The sequence below is a fragment of the Ruminococcus flavefaciens ND2009 genome (assembly GCF_000621785.1).
Classification (GTDB): domain Bacteria; phylum Bacillota; class Clostridia; order Oscillospirales; family Ruminococcaceae; genus Ruminococcus; species Ruminococcus flavefaciens_C.
In genome coordinates, this window is sequence record NZ_KK211348.1 from 25,164 (window position 1) to 43,062 (window position 17,899).

Sequence of the window (17,899 nt, forward strand, 5' to 3'; positions counted from 1 at the left end):
ATGTCAGGATTCATATCAGCGAATATAGATAAATTTGTGCAGTTCGAGACCCAGGCTCAGGAAGCGATAACCGAGTTCCAGTCCATAAAGGACGATTTTGACGATATAAATTCCACCCTCCTCGGCAAGTGGGAGGGGGCTGGAAAGGACGCATATAAGCAGGAGTCCGACCACATAATGGAGAATGTACAGGGTATAGAGACCATACTCAATACCATATGCGACACTGTCATCAAGAGCGTCAAGGACTCATATCTCAATCTCGATGAAGAGCTTGGAGAGCTCAACAAGAATCCTTCGGGAGGGGAACAGTAAGCAATGGGAAAACCGAGTGTCGGTGAGATAAATACCGACAGCATAGAGAAAAAGACGGAGAAGATAAGCAAGCTCACGGAGCTTCCCGAGGAAGCCCCCGGAACTATATTCGACCTTCTCTTCTCAGAGGGCAGAAACAAGGAAATGGTGAAGAATGAGCCGAGAGATAAGAGGAACTGATTTCAAATTCACAGTTGATACCTCCCACGGCCTCAACAAGGACGGCTTCATCGCCATAGGTACGGAGAGTATAGTTTACAAAGGACTGAAGACCGCCAGCGAGGGAGGTCTCCAGTTTTCCTGCGTACTGAAGTTCAAGCCCAAATTCGTAAGGTCGGGCGACGAGATAGTGGACAGGCTTAAGAAATTCAAGGATGAGGAGCTCACCATCTTTGACGACCTTCAGGAGTGCCGTTCCATCGTCCGCATATTTGATGTTATCGAGGACCTGGGGGACTTCAGTATGCCCTGCGAGCACGTTGCGGGCAAGGTCATCAACAGCGACGGCTACTTCTGCGTTGTCGAGGAGTACATCGACGGCTGGTCCCTTGAGGAGTACTGCCGCGAGGAGAGCTGGAAGCTCCGCAAGGCAGAGCAGCTGGAAAACGGGCTTTCAAGAGTCATCAACTATCACGACTATCCCGAGGATGAGCGTCAGCGTATCGACCTGAGCTACAGGAACTATGAGAACATCATAAAATATCAGGGCGAGATAATACAGTTCATGATAAACCTCTGCGAGATACTTGAGTTCGTGACGGAGAAGAAGAATATCCTTCATCTGGACATAAAGCCCGAAAACGTCATGGTGACCAAGTACGGCAGGGAGCTGGTGCTCATCGACTTCGGACGGGCAAAGCGCATTACAAAGGCGGACAGGTTCGCAAGGGCTGAAATGGCTCCTGCGGATTACAAGGGCAGGGAGACCATAGACAGGATGTTCCAGTACGGCACCCTGGGCTATGCAGCCCCCGAGTGCTATGCGGAAGCCGCCGAGGGCTCCGAGTTTCCCTTCAAACAGCCCCTTGAAAAGGGAAAGATGTCCATAGAGAGCGATATATTCTCCTTCGGCGCCACATTCTGGGAGTGCCTTAACATCTTCGAGCTGGTAACGGGGAACAAGTGGTTCTCTGAGGACAGCCATGACTTCTACAAGGAGCATTTCCTCCGCGACGAAGCCTACTGCGGCAGAGACCTGAGCCTTACCTCCATACACTACCACAAGAAGCTGGAGAATATTATCCGCACCTGCACCAAGGCAAGGACAGCCCACTATCTTGAGGAGGACAACAGAGAGTTCTACCACTCCTACTCAGAGCTGAAAAAGGACATAGAGGACGCAAGAAATTCCGCCCCGACTATCGTCCGCGCAGAGAATATCAAGGTAAGGAACGCCTTCGGAATGTTCGGCGTAACGATGGCTGTTGCCACAGCCTTTCTGCTGATGATATCCCTGTACCGTCTGGTGGGCTACAGAGTAGCTATGGACAAGTGGAACAGCCTTGTTTCGGGATATAACGTTACCCGCTTCTACAAGCTGGACACCCTGTCCATGGATCTGATAAAGACCTCATCGGGAAGCAGACAGGAAAACACATACAGAATGATCTCGGAGTTCACCTATCAGGACGGTGACATCGACGATAAGGAAGCCGCTATGCTGGTGAAGCTGCTGAAGAAAATGAGCAGCACCGAGCATCTGGGCGAGCATATCGACGAGCTGATGATGCACGGCAACCAGAAGAACTTCAGGGAGATAAGCTCCGAGATAATGACCATAGAGACAGAGACGGACAGCGACGGCTATCGCATAGCCAGAGCCATATACAACGCCGAGGTGGGCAGGACAGGCTACACCGAGGCATTCGAGGTGCTGGACAGCTACAAGGACGACGGCAGGTTCAGGAACGCAGTCATAAAGCTGAGGAACGTTCTTGACAATGACGAGACCATTCGTCTCCTTGCTGAGTATAAGGGCACCGAAAGAGCCGAGATACAGCAGTATCTGGCAGAGATAGGAGGCTGATGACAATGAGCAGAAGAAACTCGGGCGGATTCAGCCGCTTTATGGAAAAACACCTGCTGCTCCAGTATATACTCAACTCCTTCGGGAAGGTGCTCCTGGGGATAGTTCTGGGTACAGCCCTTATCTTCGGCATACTCAATGCAACGGGAAAGTATTCCGTTCTGGAGAGCAGACTTGATCTGAAATACGACTCGCCATGGTTGACAGTACCCATGGCAGCAGCTCTCGCACTCGCCCTCATAGCCCTTGTAATAGGGCTTATCCTGTACTTCTACAAGTACAAGCGCAGCAGGGTGAAGAGCAGCTTTTACAGCGCCCTTGCGGACGTTGTCAATGAAAAGAAAAAAGGCTGACAGCCTTAAGGGGAAAGATCCAAAATAAGAGATTGGAGTGTTATCAGTGAAAAAGAAGCTACTTTCAATAATACTGGTGGCGATGCTGTCGACCAACGCCATACCCTATGCCGCAGTTGCGGCTGAGGAGGGCACCACGGCAGCTTCCGAGGAGGCGGCTGAGGACGGAAAGACCTCGGTACCTCAGATCACCGACATCAATATGGAACACAGGAAGTATGAGCTCGAAGCTGAGGTCGTTGAGGAAAACGGTGATTACAGCGTCAGAGAGCTTGTATGCAATATATCGGATTTCAGGGGTAAGGACGTACAGTTTGAAGCCGAAGCCAGTGCCGAAAAGGTGAGCGAAGGTCATTACAAAGTATACCTTCGGAACTGCCGCCTTACAGGCAGTGATGCAGGGCTTTTCACTCTCAGCAACACCGAGCAGGAGAGGACCGACGCTGTCGTTCTTGACGTTTACAGTGTTACCCATATCGTTCATGTCAAGCCCGAAATAACAGATCTGTACGTGGACGATGATATTCCCGACAAAATACCCTGTACCTGCGTTGACGAAAATGCCGACATCGGCAATGTTTCGTTTTACTGCAAGGTCTCGGGAGCTTCGGGAAAGGCGCGAGTGGGAACATATGCCTTCACTGATCCTGCCGCCGACAGCAGCGGCTATGAGGTCAGCTTTGACGGCGAATACAGCCTGAAGGTGACCAATCCTCCTCTTGATGAAGATACGGCAAATATGCTGCCGTGGGACGTGCAGCATCTGAGAGGCGTCACCAAGAGCACCATAAAGTGCCCTCAGGGGTTTGAGCTTACCTCGGATTTCAGAAGCTTCAACAGCACCCTGACACTGTCCCTGGATACTTCTTCATACGGCAAGGAGAAGAGTATCCGCTACTTTATGCGCAATAAGCATGACGGAAGTGTCTATCAGCTTGAATACAGATATATACTGGAGGAGAGCACGGGTATCCGCACTGCATGGGCATCCGCAGGTACTGTGGGTGCTGTCCGCAGCGGCGAGCTGGACGTAAAGGAAAACGCCGTTATAAAGGTGCTTCTCAGGCGAAATGACGCAGCTGAACTGGAGAGCCTGAAGCTCACCTCCAATGCAGACAAAAAGGGCAGGGAATATACGGCAAGTACGCCCGAAATAACCACAGAGGAGCTTGACGCGCTGATAAAGAAGGCGGCAGGTGTAAGCGGCGATGAGGCTGCGGATATACCAGCTCCCAAGGCAGAGGGCGGAGCTCTCAGGGTGAATTACAACGGCGTGAACTATTTCTATGCGGAGTTCCCTCTTGATGAGGTTAGCAGCGGAAACTCATGCAGATTTACCGACTTCAAGCTTGTCATAAAGAACAAGGGTGAGTCACGCAATGAGAACCCGGCGCTGACCCTTGCAGCCGGTATGGGCGGAAATGCTTCTGTTTCTCAGCTGCTTGTGGATAAAAAGCTGCCTGTTATCGCAAACAGTGAAGCTAAGAAGGCTGTTGATGTTGATTTCAGCAACCTGAACAAGTCTGTCAATGGAACTATAAATGTCTCTGACGGTGAGAGCGGTATAAAGGAAGTAAAGTACAAATGGGACTTTGAAGATGACTATACAACTATAAAGAATGTTGATTCCGCAGCAGGCAGACAGCAGAAGCTGGAGTTCAGCGCTCCCTATTCGGAAATGGACGAAGCCGAAGCCTCACAGGACAGCTTTGTTATCAATATCTCTGTTACGGATAATGCAGGCAATGTCACCGAATATGAGCAGGAATGCAAGTCCGAATGGGATCAGCAGCCTCCTGCGGTAAAATTTGCCGGATTTGTCAATGAGAGCTACGATCTTACAAAGCTCCATCACTATGACTACGGAAACTATACCAATACCCGCAAGAAGCTCTTCATGATCGTTGAGGACGAGACCGACAGAAAGTTCATATCGGGCTTCGGCGGAGTTACCGTGAACGGAAAAGACGGAGTAAAGCCTCAGATCTATTCGCTGGCAGGCGTTCAGGGAATTGAGGATATACTTACGGCTGCTCAGCCCGAAAGCGGCTCGAAATACAGCAACGCCAATATTTCCGCTTCGGACTGGAATAAGATAAAGCAGGCTGTCACCGAGCAGAAAAACAAGGGACAGTCCTACAAGAGCGGTGATGTGGGCAGCGGTCCGTACATATGTATATTTGAGATCAGCGAGCTGTCGGGACTTACTCCCATTACCCTGAGCTTTGCCGATAACGGCGGCATAGTGAACCAGGTCATCGCAAGCTCTGTTATCGGAGATATGAAGACAGGCGGCTGTGTTTATGATGACAAGGCACCCGAATGCAGCTTCACCTTCAGCGATACCGACGGTACCGCACACAGGGAGGGCAGCGGCCTTACGGACTATAAGCCCGATAAGGACGGAAGGATCTGGCTCAACGAGTTTGATACCTCCCTCAATATAAACCTTTCCGACCATACAAGCGGAATCAGAAAGGTAGTTGTGGAGAAGCTTGACGAGAAGGGTGAACTCATAGAGACCGGCGAGGTACAGGTCAGCGATGACTCTGCCAAGAATACACATACTATCGCTATCCCTCTTCATAATGATACCGAAGAAGAGACCGCAGGGTATGCAAAGGCACTTACCGACGGAAAGTACGGCTTCAACATCGTCGTATATGACAACGCAGGCAATGTAAGCGGACATCTTATGGCTGACAGCGAAAGCAAAGCCGAGCCCATAAGGGTTGACGTAGGCGTCTACACGGGAAGCGTTACCGCCGAGTCGCAAAGCGTTCCGGGTACATCAAAGTACGTAGGAAAGCAGCTCTGGATGACGGATACCGAAAAGCCGAAGCTGAGCATAAAGCTTGACAATAATTATGCAGGCATAGGAACGCTGACCATGACTGTAAATAACAAGCAGGTCAAGTGGGACTATAATGAGAAGACAGGAATGCTCACCTCCGATCTCAGGTCTGAAAATGACAACTCGGTGGTAAGCTGCGGAAGCAGACAGCAGTATGAGGTCTCGGTCAGCGGAAGCGACAATGCAAGACACATGATAAAGCTCTCCCAGACTGTCAACGCGGATACAAAGGCTCCTGAGGTATACAAGGTCGAGGCGGTGAAGAAGAGTGACAATATCGCTCTCCAGACACTGAATTTCTTCACCTTCGGTGCCTTCTCAAATGACGCTGTTGAGGTAAAGGCTTATATAAGAGAGCCGGAGTTCGACAGCGGACTGTCAACGGTGATCCTTGATTACTATAAAGCCGACGGCACTCCTGCCGAGGGCGTTGTTATGAGCGAGTCGGTCAGCAGCGGCGGTGAACACATCTATTCCGCACTGCTCCCCGTTGAGGATCAGGTATTCTACAACGACATCAGTATTTATGCTGAGGATAACGTAGGCAAGAAGAACGGCAGGTCAGTATTCGACATCAGCGGCGGTGAGACCGAGAGCAGGAACTTCCTCGTTATCGAGAAGAACGAGCCTGTTATCGGCATTGACTTCCCGGGCAGTGATATAACAGCTTCCGCCATTGAGGCTGACGGGGAGAATGCTGAGAACGAGAGCGGATATGCTCATCACATCAGCAACTACAGCGAGGAAAAGGTGCCTGATGACCTCTGGTACTCCGAGCACAAGAAGTTCGCAGTTACTGTTCAGGACGCTCAGGCAGGCATAAACAGCATAAAGATGACTCTCAACGGCGTTGAGATAGAGAACCCCGACAGGTTCAGGGCAGATGCTTCGGAGAAGGCGGAGGGCACAGAGCCTGAGTCGGAGACCGAAAAGTCCGGGAAGGCAGAAACAGGGGAGTTCAGGTATGAATTCGATACCGAGGAGCTCCACAAAATACTTGAAAAGCAGCCCAGACACGGCGATTACATATTCACGGTGGAGGCTGTTGACAACGCAGGCAACGCCACGAAGCCCCTGGAGTTCGCATATAATCTGGACGACATAGATCCCGAGATAGAGAAGTTCATCTTCTCGCCCGCATCATCAGACAACGTGGGCGATACCGAGGACTGGGTGATCTCCGAGGACGTTCCCGCCTACACATATTTCTTCGGCGGAAAGTTCTGGGCAGTATTCCGCGTCTCCGACGCATATCCCACTTCGGGACTTGACAGGGTGGACTACAGGATACTTCCCTTCGAGAACGGCAATGCCAACTATGACAAGGTACAGAACGGCAGCCTTGCAATCCGCTCGGATACGAGTGGCATGGACGAGGGCTCAGAGGAGTACGGTCTTCTCGGATCCCTGCTGAAGGCAGATGAGGAAAGCGGAAGAAATGACGATGAAAGCGGTATATACGGCTATTCGTGGCTTGAGATACCCGTTGACTTCAAGGGACAGATCTTTGCGGGAGTCTTCGATAACGTAGGACGCCATTCCGAAAACAAGACAACTCACGGATATGTCACCGATAATGCCGCTCCCACAGTTGAGATAACAGGCATAAACGATACAAGGCATTCCGACGGTGAGGGCAATAAGCTCTATTCCTCCGAGAAGGAAGTGACCGTAGTCATCAGGGATACTCAGTCGGGAATAAGAGACGTGAGGTATTCCGTTGACTCAGAAAAGCGTCACGGCGACGGCGGAAGCTTCGACATCAGAGACTTCGACCTGAACGGCACAGACGAGATCACTGACGGCTGGGTAGTCTCAGCAAGGGACAGCAATCTCATCACCGAGATCAGGAAGACCTTCAGGTTTGACAGCGACGACAACGGAATTACCGTAACCGCTTCTGCGGGTGACAACTCGGGTAATCATTCAGATGATTCAGTCAGCGAGAAGTTCACCGTTGACCTTACAGATCCCGTTATCGACGTGGATATAAACGGAGGTATCGACGGCACCAACTACTACAGTGCTCAGCATAAGCCTGAGATCACCATTAAGGTCACCGAGCGCAACTTTGACCCCGAGCTCATAAACACCACCTTACAGAACAGCTTCGGCAGCAAGGTCCCCACAGTCAGCTTCACAGATGTATCGGATACAGAGCACACCGCTCACCTGGTATTCGATGAGGGTGACTTCACCTTCGACATCAGGGGCACAGACAGGGCAGGTCACAGCGCAAAGGTGAATATGGACCGTTCAAAGATAGGCAAGTTCTACATGGACAATACCGCACCTGTGGTATCGAACAACTTCACGGACTTTGCCGACAGCAAGAACGGAAACTATCTCAGCAGCGCAAAGAATATCGAAATAACCGTTGTGGAGCACAACTTTGATCCCGAGAGGTCGGGACTGAAGATCTGGCACAAGGATCCCGGCTCCGAGCACGACAGCACAGGCTTTACAGATGTAACGAACAGCGTTATATCCCGTGCGGACTGGAAGACCGAGAACGATACCCACACTCTTTCGGCACAGCTCAAGCAGGACGGCGTCTACAGGATAGAGGTAGCTCCGTCTGATCCTTCGGGCAACAACGGCGGTTCATCAAGCTCAGGCATATTCGAGCTGGATACCACAAAGCCTGTGGTAACGGAGAAGAACGGCAAGCGTGTTGACAAGAGCAATGCGGACAAGTTCCTGGACATCTACAACGCATCGAGAAAGGACGAGGCGGTACCCACAGTTGAGTTCTCCGACGCCAACTTCGACCACCTGAAATACGTGCTGACGGTATATGCTCCCCAGTACAAGAACGGCAAGGAGCTTGCAGTCATCAGACCCAAGAATATGTTCCTTCCCGAGGACAAGAATGAGACAGGAACACTAAGGAACACCAGGTTCGCGCTTCCCGAGTTCGACAAGGACGGCGTTTATGCCCTTGAGCTCATAGCTGTGGACAAGGCAGGCAACGAGAGCTATCTCAACTCCAACACATATATGAGGTTGGTAGACAACGATGTTCTGGCTTATATCCCCAACAGCAACTCTGTGAAGAAGACGGGCTGGTACTCATTCCAGTACGATAACGGCGAGCCCATAAGCAAGCGCCCCGATAACTTCAGCGACATTGAGATAGTGGTATTCTCAGAGAAAAACTCCGATGTAGACGTAGTTCTGAGAGACTATAACGGCGATGAGAAGAAGACAAATCTGACATCCGATACAGACCCGAGTCTCTACGGAGTAAATATCTCAAGATTTACACTGGGTTCGGACTACTTCAAGGATAATTTCCGTGATGATACTGATACAGAGCTCTATCTGTCGGTAAAGAACAACGACGCGAGAATAGATCTCGGAAGGCTCCATATCGACAATATCGAGCCAAAGTGTGATCTTCCCAAGTCTTTGAAGTCCTGGAAGTGGTTTGCAGGAAACAAGTCCCGCACCATTACAGTGAGCAATATCGATGAGCAGCTGGACATGAACAACTGCAAGGTCTATGACAACGGCAAGGAGATAGACTTTGAGTATTCTCCCGACAGCAAGAGCCTTTCGTTCAAGCTTGACAAGGGCTGGCACAGAGTCGGCGTAAAGCTTGAGGACGAAGCAGGAAACGTCTACAGCATACAGGAGATAGACAACCTCTATATCGGTTACTTCTGGCTGTGGGTGATACTTGGTTCCGTAGCAGCTATCGGCGGACTTGCAGCATTCATCATAGCAAAGATAAGAAAGAAGAGACTCTACTGATAAAAAACAAAGCCCCGAAGCGAACATCATCGCTTCGGGGCAGTTTTTATATATTTTCTGATAATATAAATCATAATTTACATTTGTAGGGGACGCCGCCCTCGGCGTCCCGCGAGATATATTACACGCCCAACGGGACGTCGAGGACGCCGTCCCCTACATTATGCTAACGGCTAAAGGCTCAAATCATAATTTAGCTCCGCTAAATTATGATTTAAATTAGAAAAAATTACTGCGTTGATGAAATTTCAACAGAAAAGCCACAGCATTCTGACTGTGCATCAGAAATGCTATGGCTCAATGCTTCTGTATCAGCTTGCCTTCAGTGAAGGTGCTGTGAACTTTCCTTCCTTGAAAAGCTTGATGCTCTCCTCAGAGACTTCGTTGTCCTCACCAAGCGAGTAAGAATCACCTGATGTGTGCTCGTCCATGATCTTGTGATACTCATCAGGGTCTTTAGGCTCAGCGTTGATGTTGTAGATCTTCTCTGCGTTGTCGCTTACCTCTGTATCGCCGAAGCTGAAAAGCTCCTCAAACCTGAACTTCTCGTTGAACTTATAGAAGCAGCCTGCGGTATAGCTGGGAGCGTGATACTCGCCCTGGAGCTCACCGCTTTCGGGGTAGTAATACATAGCTCCGTCTGTTCCGAAGGTGCCGACGGGAACTACACAGCCGTTCCATGAGAAGACGTCAACGCTGGGAGAAAAGGCGATTCCCTCTGAAACGAAGAGCTCGGGGACATCATCGCCGTTTACGTCCATGATAGAGAAGGAACTCTTCATGTTTTCGTTTCCGTTCATTTTTGTCAGGTAATCGTTGAGGACAGCTGCATAGCCCTCCTCCATTGTGGATTTATTGCCGAGAGCTGCGTCGATAGAGTCGTCGTCAAAGGCAAAGTCAGTTCCCATATCCTTGATGACGCCGCTGAGGAGCAGGTTGTACTCGTCCATGTATTCCTTCTCGGTACATTCTTCGCCGTTCATCTTGTAGCTCTCGCCGGACATCTCAAATGTGTAAACATTGGCAAGCTTGGAGTTCTTGAGACGATAGAGCTGAGCGGTCTGCGTCTGAGACTCAAAGTTATAGAAGAAGATGACAAGCAGGCTGCGGTTCATGCTGAAATACATCTCGCCGCCGTCGCTGATGGGGTCATATTCCGTATAGATATTCTCGTTGCTGAGACTTCTCACAAGGTAGGTCTTGTCATCTTCATTGCCGTAGGAGATAAAGAGCTCGGGGATCATATCATCGTTTATGTCATAGATGGTGAAGCGTGCAGTCTCATCGCAGTTCTCGGTCTTCCTGAATTCGCTGATAGCATCGCGGTAGATAAGGCTCCAGTCCACATTTGCAACATCGGACATATCTGTATCGGTTCCCGTAACGGGGTATTCATAGTCGAAATTGATAGAAGGAGCAGCGGTAGTGGCAGGGATCTCGGGTGTTCCGCCGGAAACCGCTCCTGTTGAGCTTTTGTTATTGCTTGAGCAGCCGCTGAGAAGTGCAGCCGCACAGAGTACAGCCAGATATTTTTTCACGGGTAGTACCTCCATAAAATATTATTTATCAATACTATTATAGCACATTTATTTTTGATTGTCATCACACTTTTTGCGATTTTCGTAATTTTTTCACTTTTCTTACGCCTTGATAACATATAGGAACTATGGTAAAATTAAAAAAAGTGATATTTTTTAAAGACTTTTTAAACTTCAGTGTGTTATCATATTGATGTGGTAATTAAATCCTGAAGTTCAGACGAAGGCAATTTTGTCAAGTATAAGATCCGGGATTTAGTTGGTGCATCAATAATATCAGCGAAATGAACATCGGAGGTAAAAGATATGTTCTTCAAGATGCTGAAAAACGACCTTAAATACAAAAAGGGACTAAACATCATCATATTCATCTTTATAGTCATAGCCTCTGTGCTTGTATTTGTGGGCTCTGTGCAGATATACTCCACCCTGTCAAAGGACAGGACCACCGAGGAGGTGTGCAGACCTTCCAATGTAATAATGGGGGTTGTCAAGCAATACTCCACAGAGAGTGACGGATACAAGAAGATAGAGCCTGTGCTTGATAAGAGCTCCTGGGTAGCCAGCTGGCACAAAACAAGGATGAACCGTGTGGGATACACCAGTATGGACTTCCCGGGCTATGACGAGAATGAGGGCAATCTTCAGAACCGCATCCAGTTCCTCACCACTATCCCGCTGGAGGGCGACTATGTCTACGGACTTGACGATCAGCCCTTCTATGTTGAAAACGGCCATGTGGCAGTATCGGTAACTGTAAGGGACAAGACAGGCGTTAAGGTAGGCGACAAGGTGAAGCTTACCACCGTTACGGGCAATGTCTATGAGCTGGAGATAAGCAACTTCTTCAAGGACAACAGCATGAGCTACATTGAAAGGTACATAGTTTCCGATGCGGATTATGAGGTCCTTTCAGCGGACGCAGTAAGATGTGATACTGTTTACTGCATAAAGCTGAAGGAAAACACCTTTACCGCACAGGACGCCCTTTACAGGGAGCTTGACAACAGTGAGCTGGACGCAGGATATTATACCATATCCCACAATATAGGCCCCACAAATGAAGATTCCATGATGGAGGTCATCTCCATATTTGCAATGGTGGCTTGTGTATTTCTTATACTTATAATTTTCATGACCATACGCTTTACCATGGTAGCGGAGATGAAAACCGAGGAGAAGGAAATAGGCATGATGAAGGCTCTGGGAGTCGACTCTCTCAGCTTCCGCTGGCTGTTTGCTGCGAAGTATATCGCCTTTGCCATTGTGGGCGGAGTCATAGGTATCATCGCAGGTCTGCCGTTATCTGGCATATTCATCAATATGTTCGGACCCGACTGCATACTGCCGCCGAGGTGGCAGATGATACTCATCGGAGTAATAGCGGTAATCGCTACAATAGCGGTCATGATACTGTTCTCGCTGCTGGTAATGCGGAGGATAAACAAAATATCGGTAATAGATGCAATTCACGGCGAGAACCGCGGAGAGCGCTTCACCAAGGGCTTCCCCATGTTCCTTCACAGGAGAAAGCACATGAAGATACCCTTCTTCCTGGGACTTACCGACGTCCTGGGCAGACTCAAGAGGTACCTTTTCCTCATAATCGCCTATGCTCTCGGAGCAGCCATAATCCTTGTAGTATTCAATGTCCGCAACAGCTGTATCTCTGCGGAGTATATGAAGAACTGGATGTATCATACACTTGATTTCAATACCGATTTCAACAGTGACACAAGAAACGAGATAAACAAGGAAGCGCAGAGGACAGGTGTCTACTTCTACGATGTCGTGAATAAAAGGATCGGGGAAGCAGGTATACCTGCCCGTATCGAGTATATGCATGTAGGTTCTGCTGATGTTGAGCGCAACGGCATCATCAAGAACTATGATCTGTTCTGGGGCAATGATCAGGCTGAGAAATTTGAATACCATGAGGGCGGAAAGGCTCCCGTGCTGGCAAATGAAGCGGCAATGAGTGCATATACCGCAAAAAGTATGGGTATCAGCGAGGGCGACGTTCTGAAGGTGACCCTTTACGAGAACAACGAGGATAAAACAGGCAGCGTCGAAAACGAGAAAGAGATAGTCATAACAGGACTGTTCGATACCATGGAGGACGGTGTGCCCGCTCTTATCATGGGTAAGGAGTATGACAGCGGCTATAAGATGGGATATAGCATTACAGGCTTTGTGATAGACGCTCCCGAGGAGGATAAGCCTGCTGTAATAGAACAGCTCCGCGGAGTATTCGGCAAGGACGCCATACTGACTCCAAAGGAGGCAGCAAGGAGCGCCATGGAGGAATTTGACAGGCTGTTCGCACTTCTTGAAAAGGTCATGACCGTAGTTGTCATACTTGTACTGGTGCTGATAACCTATCTCTATGTGAACATATTCATAACCGAGGAGTCCTCCGAGACAGCCCTTATGAAGAGCATGGGCTTCCGCGGCTCCACTGTAAAGCTGGGCTATATTTTCAGGATTGCCATGCTTCTGGTCATAGGCATAGCCATCGGCGAGATCATCAACTGGACAGGCGGCTCGGCACTTTACGGAGGCTACTTCAAACAGTGGGACGCAACGGGCATGAAGTTCCTTCCCGAGTTTCCCGTAAGCTTTATAGCAGTACCGCTGCTGGTGGCAGGTTCGACCCTGCTGACCACATGGCTCACCGCAGGGGGAGTACGCCACATCGATATATGGAAAATATCCGAAGAATAAGGGAGAGCATAAAATGAGTACAGTTTTATCCGTAAAGGAGCTTTGCAAGACATATATTATCAAAAAGCTCAGCAACAACGTGCTGAGAAACATAAGCTTTCAGCTGGAGGACGGCGAGTTCGTATCCGTCATGGGACCCAGCGGAAGCGGCAAATCCACACTTCTCTACACCGTCAGCGGCATGGACAGAATGACCTCGGGCAAGGTGGAGTTCGCAGGAAAGGACATCAGCTCCCTCGGCAAAAAGGAGCTTTCAAAGCTGAGACTTACCGAGATGGGCTTTATTTTCCAGCAGATGTACATGATGAAGAAGCTCTGCATCTTCGATAACATCGTGCTTCCAGCCTATCAGGCAGGAGTTTCACGCAAGGAAGCCAACAAGCGCGCCGAGGAGCTCATGCGCAGCCTTGACATCATCGACGTCGCTGAGCACAACATCAACGAGGTCTCGGGAGGACAGCTCCAGCGTGCCTGCCTGTGCAGGGCGCTTATAAACAAACCCAAGGTGATTTTTGCCGACGAGCCCACGGGCGCCCTGAACTCAAAGGCTGCCGCAGACGTTATGAAGGAGCTCATAAAGGCAAACAGAAACGGTACAGGCATAATGATGGTAACTCACAGCGTCAGGGTGGCTGCCATGAGCGACAAGGTCATCTATCTCATGGACGGCGATATACAGGGCGAGATAGAGCTTGGCAGACTTGCAGACGACGGTGAGCTCTCCGCAAGGGAGCGCAGGCTGAGCAGCTGGCTCATGGAGCGCGGCTGGTAAGGAGCGGATATGGATATGAAAAGGATAGTATCGGCAGCTGCCGCACTTCTCCTGGCAGCAGGAGCAGCAGGCTGCGGACGAAAGAACGGCTATGTGGGCTTTACAGTGCCCGAGCAGGGGGACAGCACCCTTCAGCCCGTGGATACCATATACATGGAGAACAACTACACGGGAATTGCTCCCACAAAGGAAAAGGTGCTGAACACTGTGTCCTCAGAGGACGGTCTGTGCAGGATCGACATCATGGAGAGCTATTTCGATGTTACTCTGGATTACACCGCAGGCAGCTATCACGATGTTGGAGCAGCCTACGGCAGAACCATACAGAAAGCCTTCCCCGATTACGGTGAGTTCTGCGAGCCCTACATCTATCAGAACATCAAGGAGGCGTTCAGCGACCTTGAGGGGGACTATACTCCCATAGAGAACAGAATGAAGGCGTTTTACAGCAAGCTTGACAAGGACTACAGGGACGAGCTGGACGGCTTTGCCGACGGCATAAAAGGGGACTCCGATGGCTTTAAGGAGGACGGTATACTCAGCCGTGACGAGGCGATGCTCATGCAGTTCGTGCCGGATGCACTGAGAGGAACTGCCTGCAGCGCACTGTCAGCCGACGGCGAGGTCACCGCAACAGGAGAGCGTATAACCTGCCGTGTGCTGGAATGGATGCTGGGCAGCGATAATCAGATATGCAGCTGCCATGCGGTAGTCCATATGAAAAACGGTGACAAGAGCTTCGTTTCCGTGACGCCTCTGGGCTTTATGACTATACTCACCGCAGTCAACGATGACGGACTTATGCTGGGAGAGCTTGACGTAGGCAGTAAAAAAATGGTAGAATATACCTGTGAAGACAGAAAGAGCTACACCTACGGTATGCGATACGCTCTGGAGAACTGCACCACAGCTAAGGAAGCGGCGGAGTACCTGGCGGAAAACGCCTCTCAGTACCCCTACTGCGTGAACGTTCTGGCTACGGACAGCAAGGAAGCCTATGTGGCAGAGCTCTGCGTCACAGAGGAGGACGGCGCAACGGTCATCCGCGACAGCTCCACCGAGCTGACAGATGGAGTGGAGTGGGACGATCCCCACTATCTCTGTGCGGTGAATTCATTTGCGGCAAAGGGCAATTCGGATATGCTCACCAATGATGAGGGAAATATCGTAAGGTGGAACAGATACAATGAGCTTTTCGGGGGACAGCGCGGACTTACCATTGACCGCTTCAAGGAGCTTATGACCTGTGAGAAGACTGACAATTACCTTGTCCGTATGAGGGGCGAAGGCATGGTCCATATGGTCATCGCAGACTATTCAACGGGCAGGCTCCAGGCTATACTCACAGGAGAGGACGGAGTGGAGCCTAGTCCCGAATTCATCGACCTGGGAAGCTGGAAATAAAGCGGTTTCGCACCACAGGAGATACCTATGACCGATATACTGATAATAGAGGACGACCCCGAAATGGGGCAGATTATAAGGGATTTTATGATAAAAGAGGGCTTCTCGGCAAGGCTTTGTCCCACCGCCGAGGAAGCCCTTGAGCTGCTTGAGAGGGAGAGCTTCGGCATAGTGCTGCTGGACGTTATGCTCCCGAAAATGAACGGCTATGAGACCTGCACGGAGATAAGAAAAAAGGGAGATGTTCCCATACTCATGATGAGCGCCATGACCGACGAGGGCAGCAAGCTCCTGGGCTATGAGACAGGCGCCGATGACTTCATAGATAAGCCATTTTCCATAAAAGTGCTGACCGCCAAGGTCAGGGCTCTTATGAAGCGCAGCGGCGGCGGGGAGCCCTCGGGCAGGCTCAGCGGCTGCGGCATAGAGCTTGATCCCTCCTCCCGTATGGCGGTGAAGGACGGCAGGGAGCTGAAACTCAACGCCAAGGAGTTCGACCTGCTCAGCTATCTTATGGAGCACAGCGGCGAGGCTGTGGGCAAGGAGGAGCTTTTCAACGCAGTATGGGGCTGCGACTGCTTTACCGAGCCAAGCACGGTCTCGGTGCATATCCGCTGGCTCAGGGAGAAGATAGAGCGAGACCCCAATTCTCCCGAGATAATAAAGACAGTCTGGAAGGTCGGCTACAGGTTCGGTGAGCAGAAATGAAGAGAGCGATTTCATTTTTTCTGCTGTTTACAGCAGTTTTCGCGGCAGCTGTGATGTGCTTCGATATTGCTTGTATAAGGGCTTCAAAAAGCAGGGTGACCTCACGAAATATAGCCGTAAACAGGATAAACACGGAGCTCATAGGTCTGACAGCGGAGACAGGTTCCTCTCCCGAGGAAGTTATCGCAGAGCATACCGATGAATGGAAGGCACGTTTCGGCAAGAATATGCCCGAGGAGATAGTGTTCGTGCCTGTTGAGGGCGAGGGAGAGAGCTTCATCACCACTGCCGACAAGAACTGCGCTGTGTGCCGTGTCTATGACAGCGAAGGCAGGCTCACGGGCATAACAGAGTACGTCTACAGCAGCGTTGCGGCAAGGCGGATAATGATAGTGGGAAATGTATTCTTCGCGGTGGTGTTCCTCATTACCGCAGGAGTGTTCATATACATCTGCGCAGCCATACTCATACCCTTCCGAAAGCTTTCCGACTATCCCGAGAGGCTGGCAAGGCTCAGGGATATACAGAAGCTGCCCGAGAGCAGGAGCAGGTTCTTCGGAAAGTACGTCTGGGGAATGAATATGCTCTCCGATGTACTGGCTTCCGAGAGCAGGAAGATACATATGCTTGAGGGTGAGCGCCAGAAGCTGGTTTCCACCATAGCTCACGGCGTAAAGACTCCTATTGCCAACATAAAGCTGTACACCGAGGCTGTACGCGAGGGACTATATTCCGACGGCGGCATGACAGAGGATATTGTGGACAAGATGGAGCGCAACGCAGCCAAGGTGGAGAAGCTTGCGGCGGAGCTCCTGGCATCATCGGACGCTTCCCTTGACGGCTTTGATACCGAGATAAGCCGTTTCCCCGTAACGGAGCTGGCAGAGCTCATACGCAGCGAGTATGCGGACAGAATGGCTATAAAGCGTATCCCCTTCACGGTGGAGTGCAATACGGACACGGTAATGGAAAGCGACAAATACGCTCTTTACCGCGCAGTCAGCCAGATACTTGAGAATGCGGTGAAGTACGGTGACGGCAGCGGCATAAAGGTGGAGATAATGCGCTATGACGAAGGCTTCGGCATATCCGTAAGGGACAGGGGAGGTCTGCTCCCCGAAAACGAGATACCCTATGTTTTCAGAAGCTACTGGCGCGGTTCAAACGCCGCAAATGCAGAGGGCAGCGGTATCGGACTCTATTCCGTACATGAGACTGTGCGGGCTCTGGGCGGAAATGTTCTGGCGAGAAGGCTTGAGGAAACTAACGAGATGGAGTTCTTCATCTATATCGAAGACAGCACAATACAGGGACGCTGAGCTGGCGTCCCGTTTTTTTTGAAATTTTTTTCTGTTTAGGTGAGATTTTTTTGATTTTTTTACGTCTAATATTATATAAGGTATTTATAAGCGCCGGAATTCACCTTGCTGTTTTTGATATTCTATGCTA

Annotated in this window: 11 protein-coding genes; 10 read left to right on the forward strand and 1 reads right to left on the reverse strand. The window is 50.3% G+C overall.

The window, feature by feature from the left end; genetic code table 11:
• From T488_RS0113005 to T488_RS18025, 5 genes are read left to right on the forward strand one after another with little or no spacing between them, the layout of a single operon-like run.
• Window positions 1–315: a WXG100 family type VII secretion target gene (locus tag T488_RS0113005; RefSeq protein WP_242838349.1), complete on the forward strand. Its 315-nt coding sequence runs from the start codon at window positions 1–3 to the stop codon at window positions 313–315.
• 3 nt (window positions 316–318) lie between these two features.
• Window positions 319–495, forward strand: a complete 177-nt coding sequence (locus tag T488_RS19685; protein WP_155267222.1) for a hypothetical protein — start codon at window positions 319–321, stop codon at window positions 493–495.
• Window positions 470–2,341, forward strand: a complete 1,872-nt coding sequence (locus T488_RS0113015; protein WP_028521173.1) for a serine/threonine protein kinase — start codon at window positions 470–472, stop codon at window positions 2,339–2,341. The genes T488_RS19685 and T488_RS0113015 overlap by 26 nt, the downstream gene beginning before the upstream one ends.
• 5 nt (window positions 2,342–2,346) lie before the next feature.
• Window positions 2,347–2,694, forward strand: coding sequence for a hypothetical protein (locus tag T488_RS0113020; protein ID WP_028521174.1), 348 nt, complete (start codon window positions 2,347–2,349; stop codon window positions 2,692–2,694).
• Between the two features lie 46 nt (window positions 2,695–2,740).
• The gene (locus tag T488_RS18025; RefSeq protein WP_037298289.1) at window positions 2,741–9,304 is read left to right on the forward strand and encodes an Ig-like domain repeat protein; all 6,564 of its coding nucleotides are present in this window, start codon (window positions 2,741–2,743) and stop codon (window positions 9,302–9,304) included.
• 311 nt (window positions 9,305–9,615) lie between these two features.
• On the opposite strand, the gene T488_RS0113030 is transcribed toward T488_RS18025, so the two are convergent.
• On the reverse strand, window positions 9,616–10,842 hold the full coding sequence (locus T488_RS0113030; RefSeq protein WP_028521176.1) for a lipoprotein: 1,227 nt from the start codon (window positions 10,840–10,842) through the stop codon (window positions 9,616–9,618).
• 306 nt (window positions 10,843–11,148) lie between these two features.
• Between T488_RS0113030 and T488_RS0113035 the strand changes: the two genes are divergently transcribed.
• The 5 genes from T488_RS0113035 to T488_RS0113055 are packed head-to-tail and all read left to right on the forward strand — an operon-like array spanning window position 11,149 to window position 17,769.
• Window positions 11,149–13,566 carry an ABC transporter permease gene (locus T488_RS0113035; RefSeq protein WP_028521177.1) on the forward strand — a complete coding sequence of 806 codons (2,418 nt, stop codon included), beginning with the start codon at window positions 11,149–11,151 and terminating at the stop codon, window positions 13,564–13,566.
• Between the two features lie 13 nt (window positions 13,567–13,579).
• On the forward strand, window positions 13,580–14,338 hold the full coding sequence (locus T488_RS0113040) for an ABC transporter ATP-binding protein (RefSeq protein WP_028521178.1): 759 nt from the start codon (window positions 13,580–13,582) through the stop codon (window positions 14,336–14,338).
• 15 nt (window positions 14,339–14,353) lie between these two features.
• On the forward strand, window positions 14,354–15,742 hold the full coding sequence (locus T488_RS0113045; RefSeq protein ID WP_155267223.1) for a C45 family autoproteolytic acyltransferase/hydolase: 1,389 nt from the start codon (window positions 14,354–14,356) through the stop codon (window positions 15,740–15,742).
• A 27-nt stretch (window positions 15,743–15,769) separates the two neighbouring features.
• On the forward strand, window positions 15,770–16,450 hold the full coding sequence (locus T488_RS0113050) for a response regulator transcription factor (RefSeq protein WP_028521180.1): 681 nt from the start codon (window positions 15,770–15,772) through the stop codon (window positions 16,448–16,450).
• Complete coding sequence (locus T488_RS0113055; RefSeq protein WP_028521181.1) at window positions 16,447–17,769, forward strand: sensor histidine kinase; 1,323 nt, start codon at window positions 16,447–16,449, stop codon at window positions 17,767–17,769. The genes T488_RS0113050 and T488_RS0113055 overlap by 4 nt, the downstream gene beginning before the upstream one ends.
• The last annotated feature ends 130 nt before the right edge of the window (window positions 17,770–17,899 follow it).

Bases quoted from the DNA above. Each gene is read 5' to 3' on its own strand.
- T488_RS0113055 (WP_028521181.1), top strand. From the start codon at position 16,447: ATGAAGAGAGCGATTTCATTTTTTCTGCTGTTTACAGCAGTTTTCGCG.
- T488_RS0113040 (WP_028521178.1), top strand. From the start codon at position 13,580: ATGAGTACAGTTTTATCCGTAAAGGAGCTTTGCAAGACATATATTATC.
- T488_RS0113045 (WP_155267223.1), top strand. From the start codon at position 14,354: ATGAAAAGGATAGTATCGGCAGCTGCCGCACTTCTCCTGGCAGCAGGA.
- T488_RS19685 (WP_155267222.1), top strand. From the start codon at position 319: ATGGGAAAACCGAGTGTCGGTGAGATAAATACCGACAGCATAGAGAAA.
- T488_RS0113035 (WP_028521177.1), top strand. From the start codon at position 11,149: ATGTTCTTCAAGATGCTGAAAAACGACCTTAAATACAAAAAGGGACTA.
- T488_RS0113020 (WP_028521174.1), top strand. From the start codon at position 2,347: ATGAGCAGAAGAAACTCGGGCGGATTCAGCCGCTTTATGGAAAAACAC.
- T488_RS0113005 (WP_242838349.1), top strand. From the start codon at position 1: ATGTCAGGATTCATATCAGCGAATATAGATAAATTTGTGCAGTTCGAG.
- T488_RS0113050 (WP_028521180.1), top strand. From the start codon at position 15,770: ATGACCGATATACTGATAATAGAGGACGACCCCGAAATGGGGCAGATT.
- T488_RS0113015 (WP_028521173.1), top strand. From the start codon at position 470: ATGAGCCGAGAGATAAGAGGAACTGATTTCAAATTCACAGTTGATACC.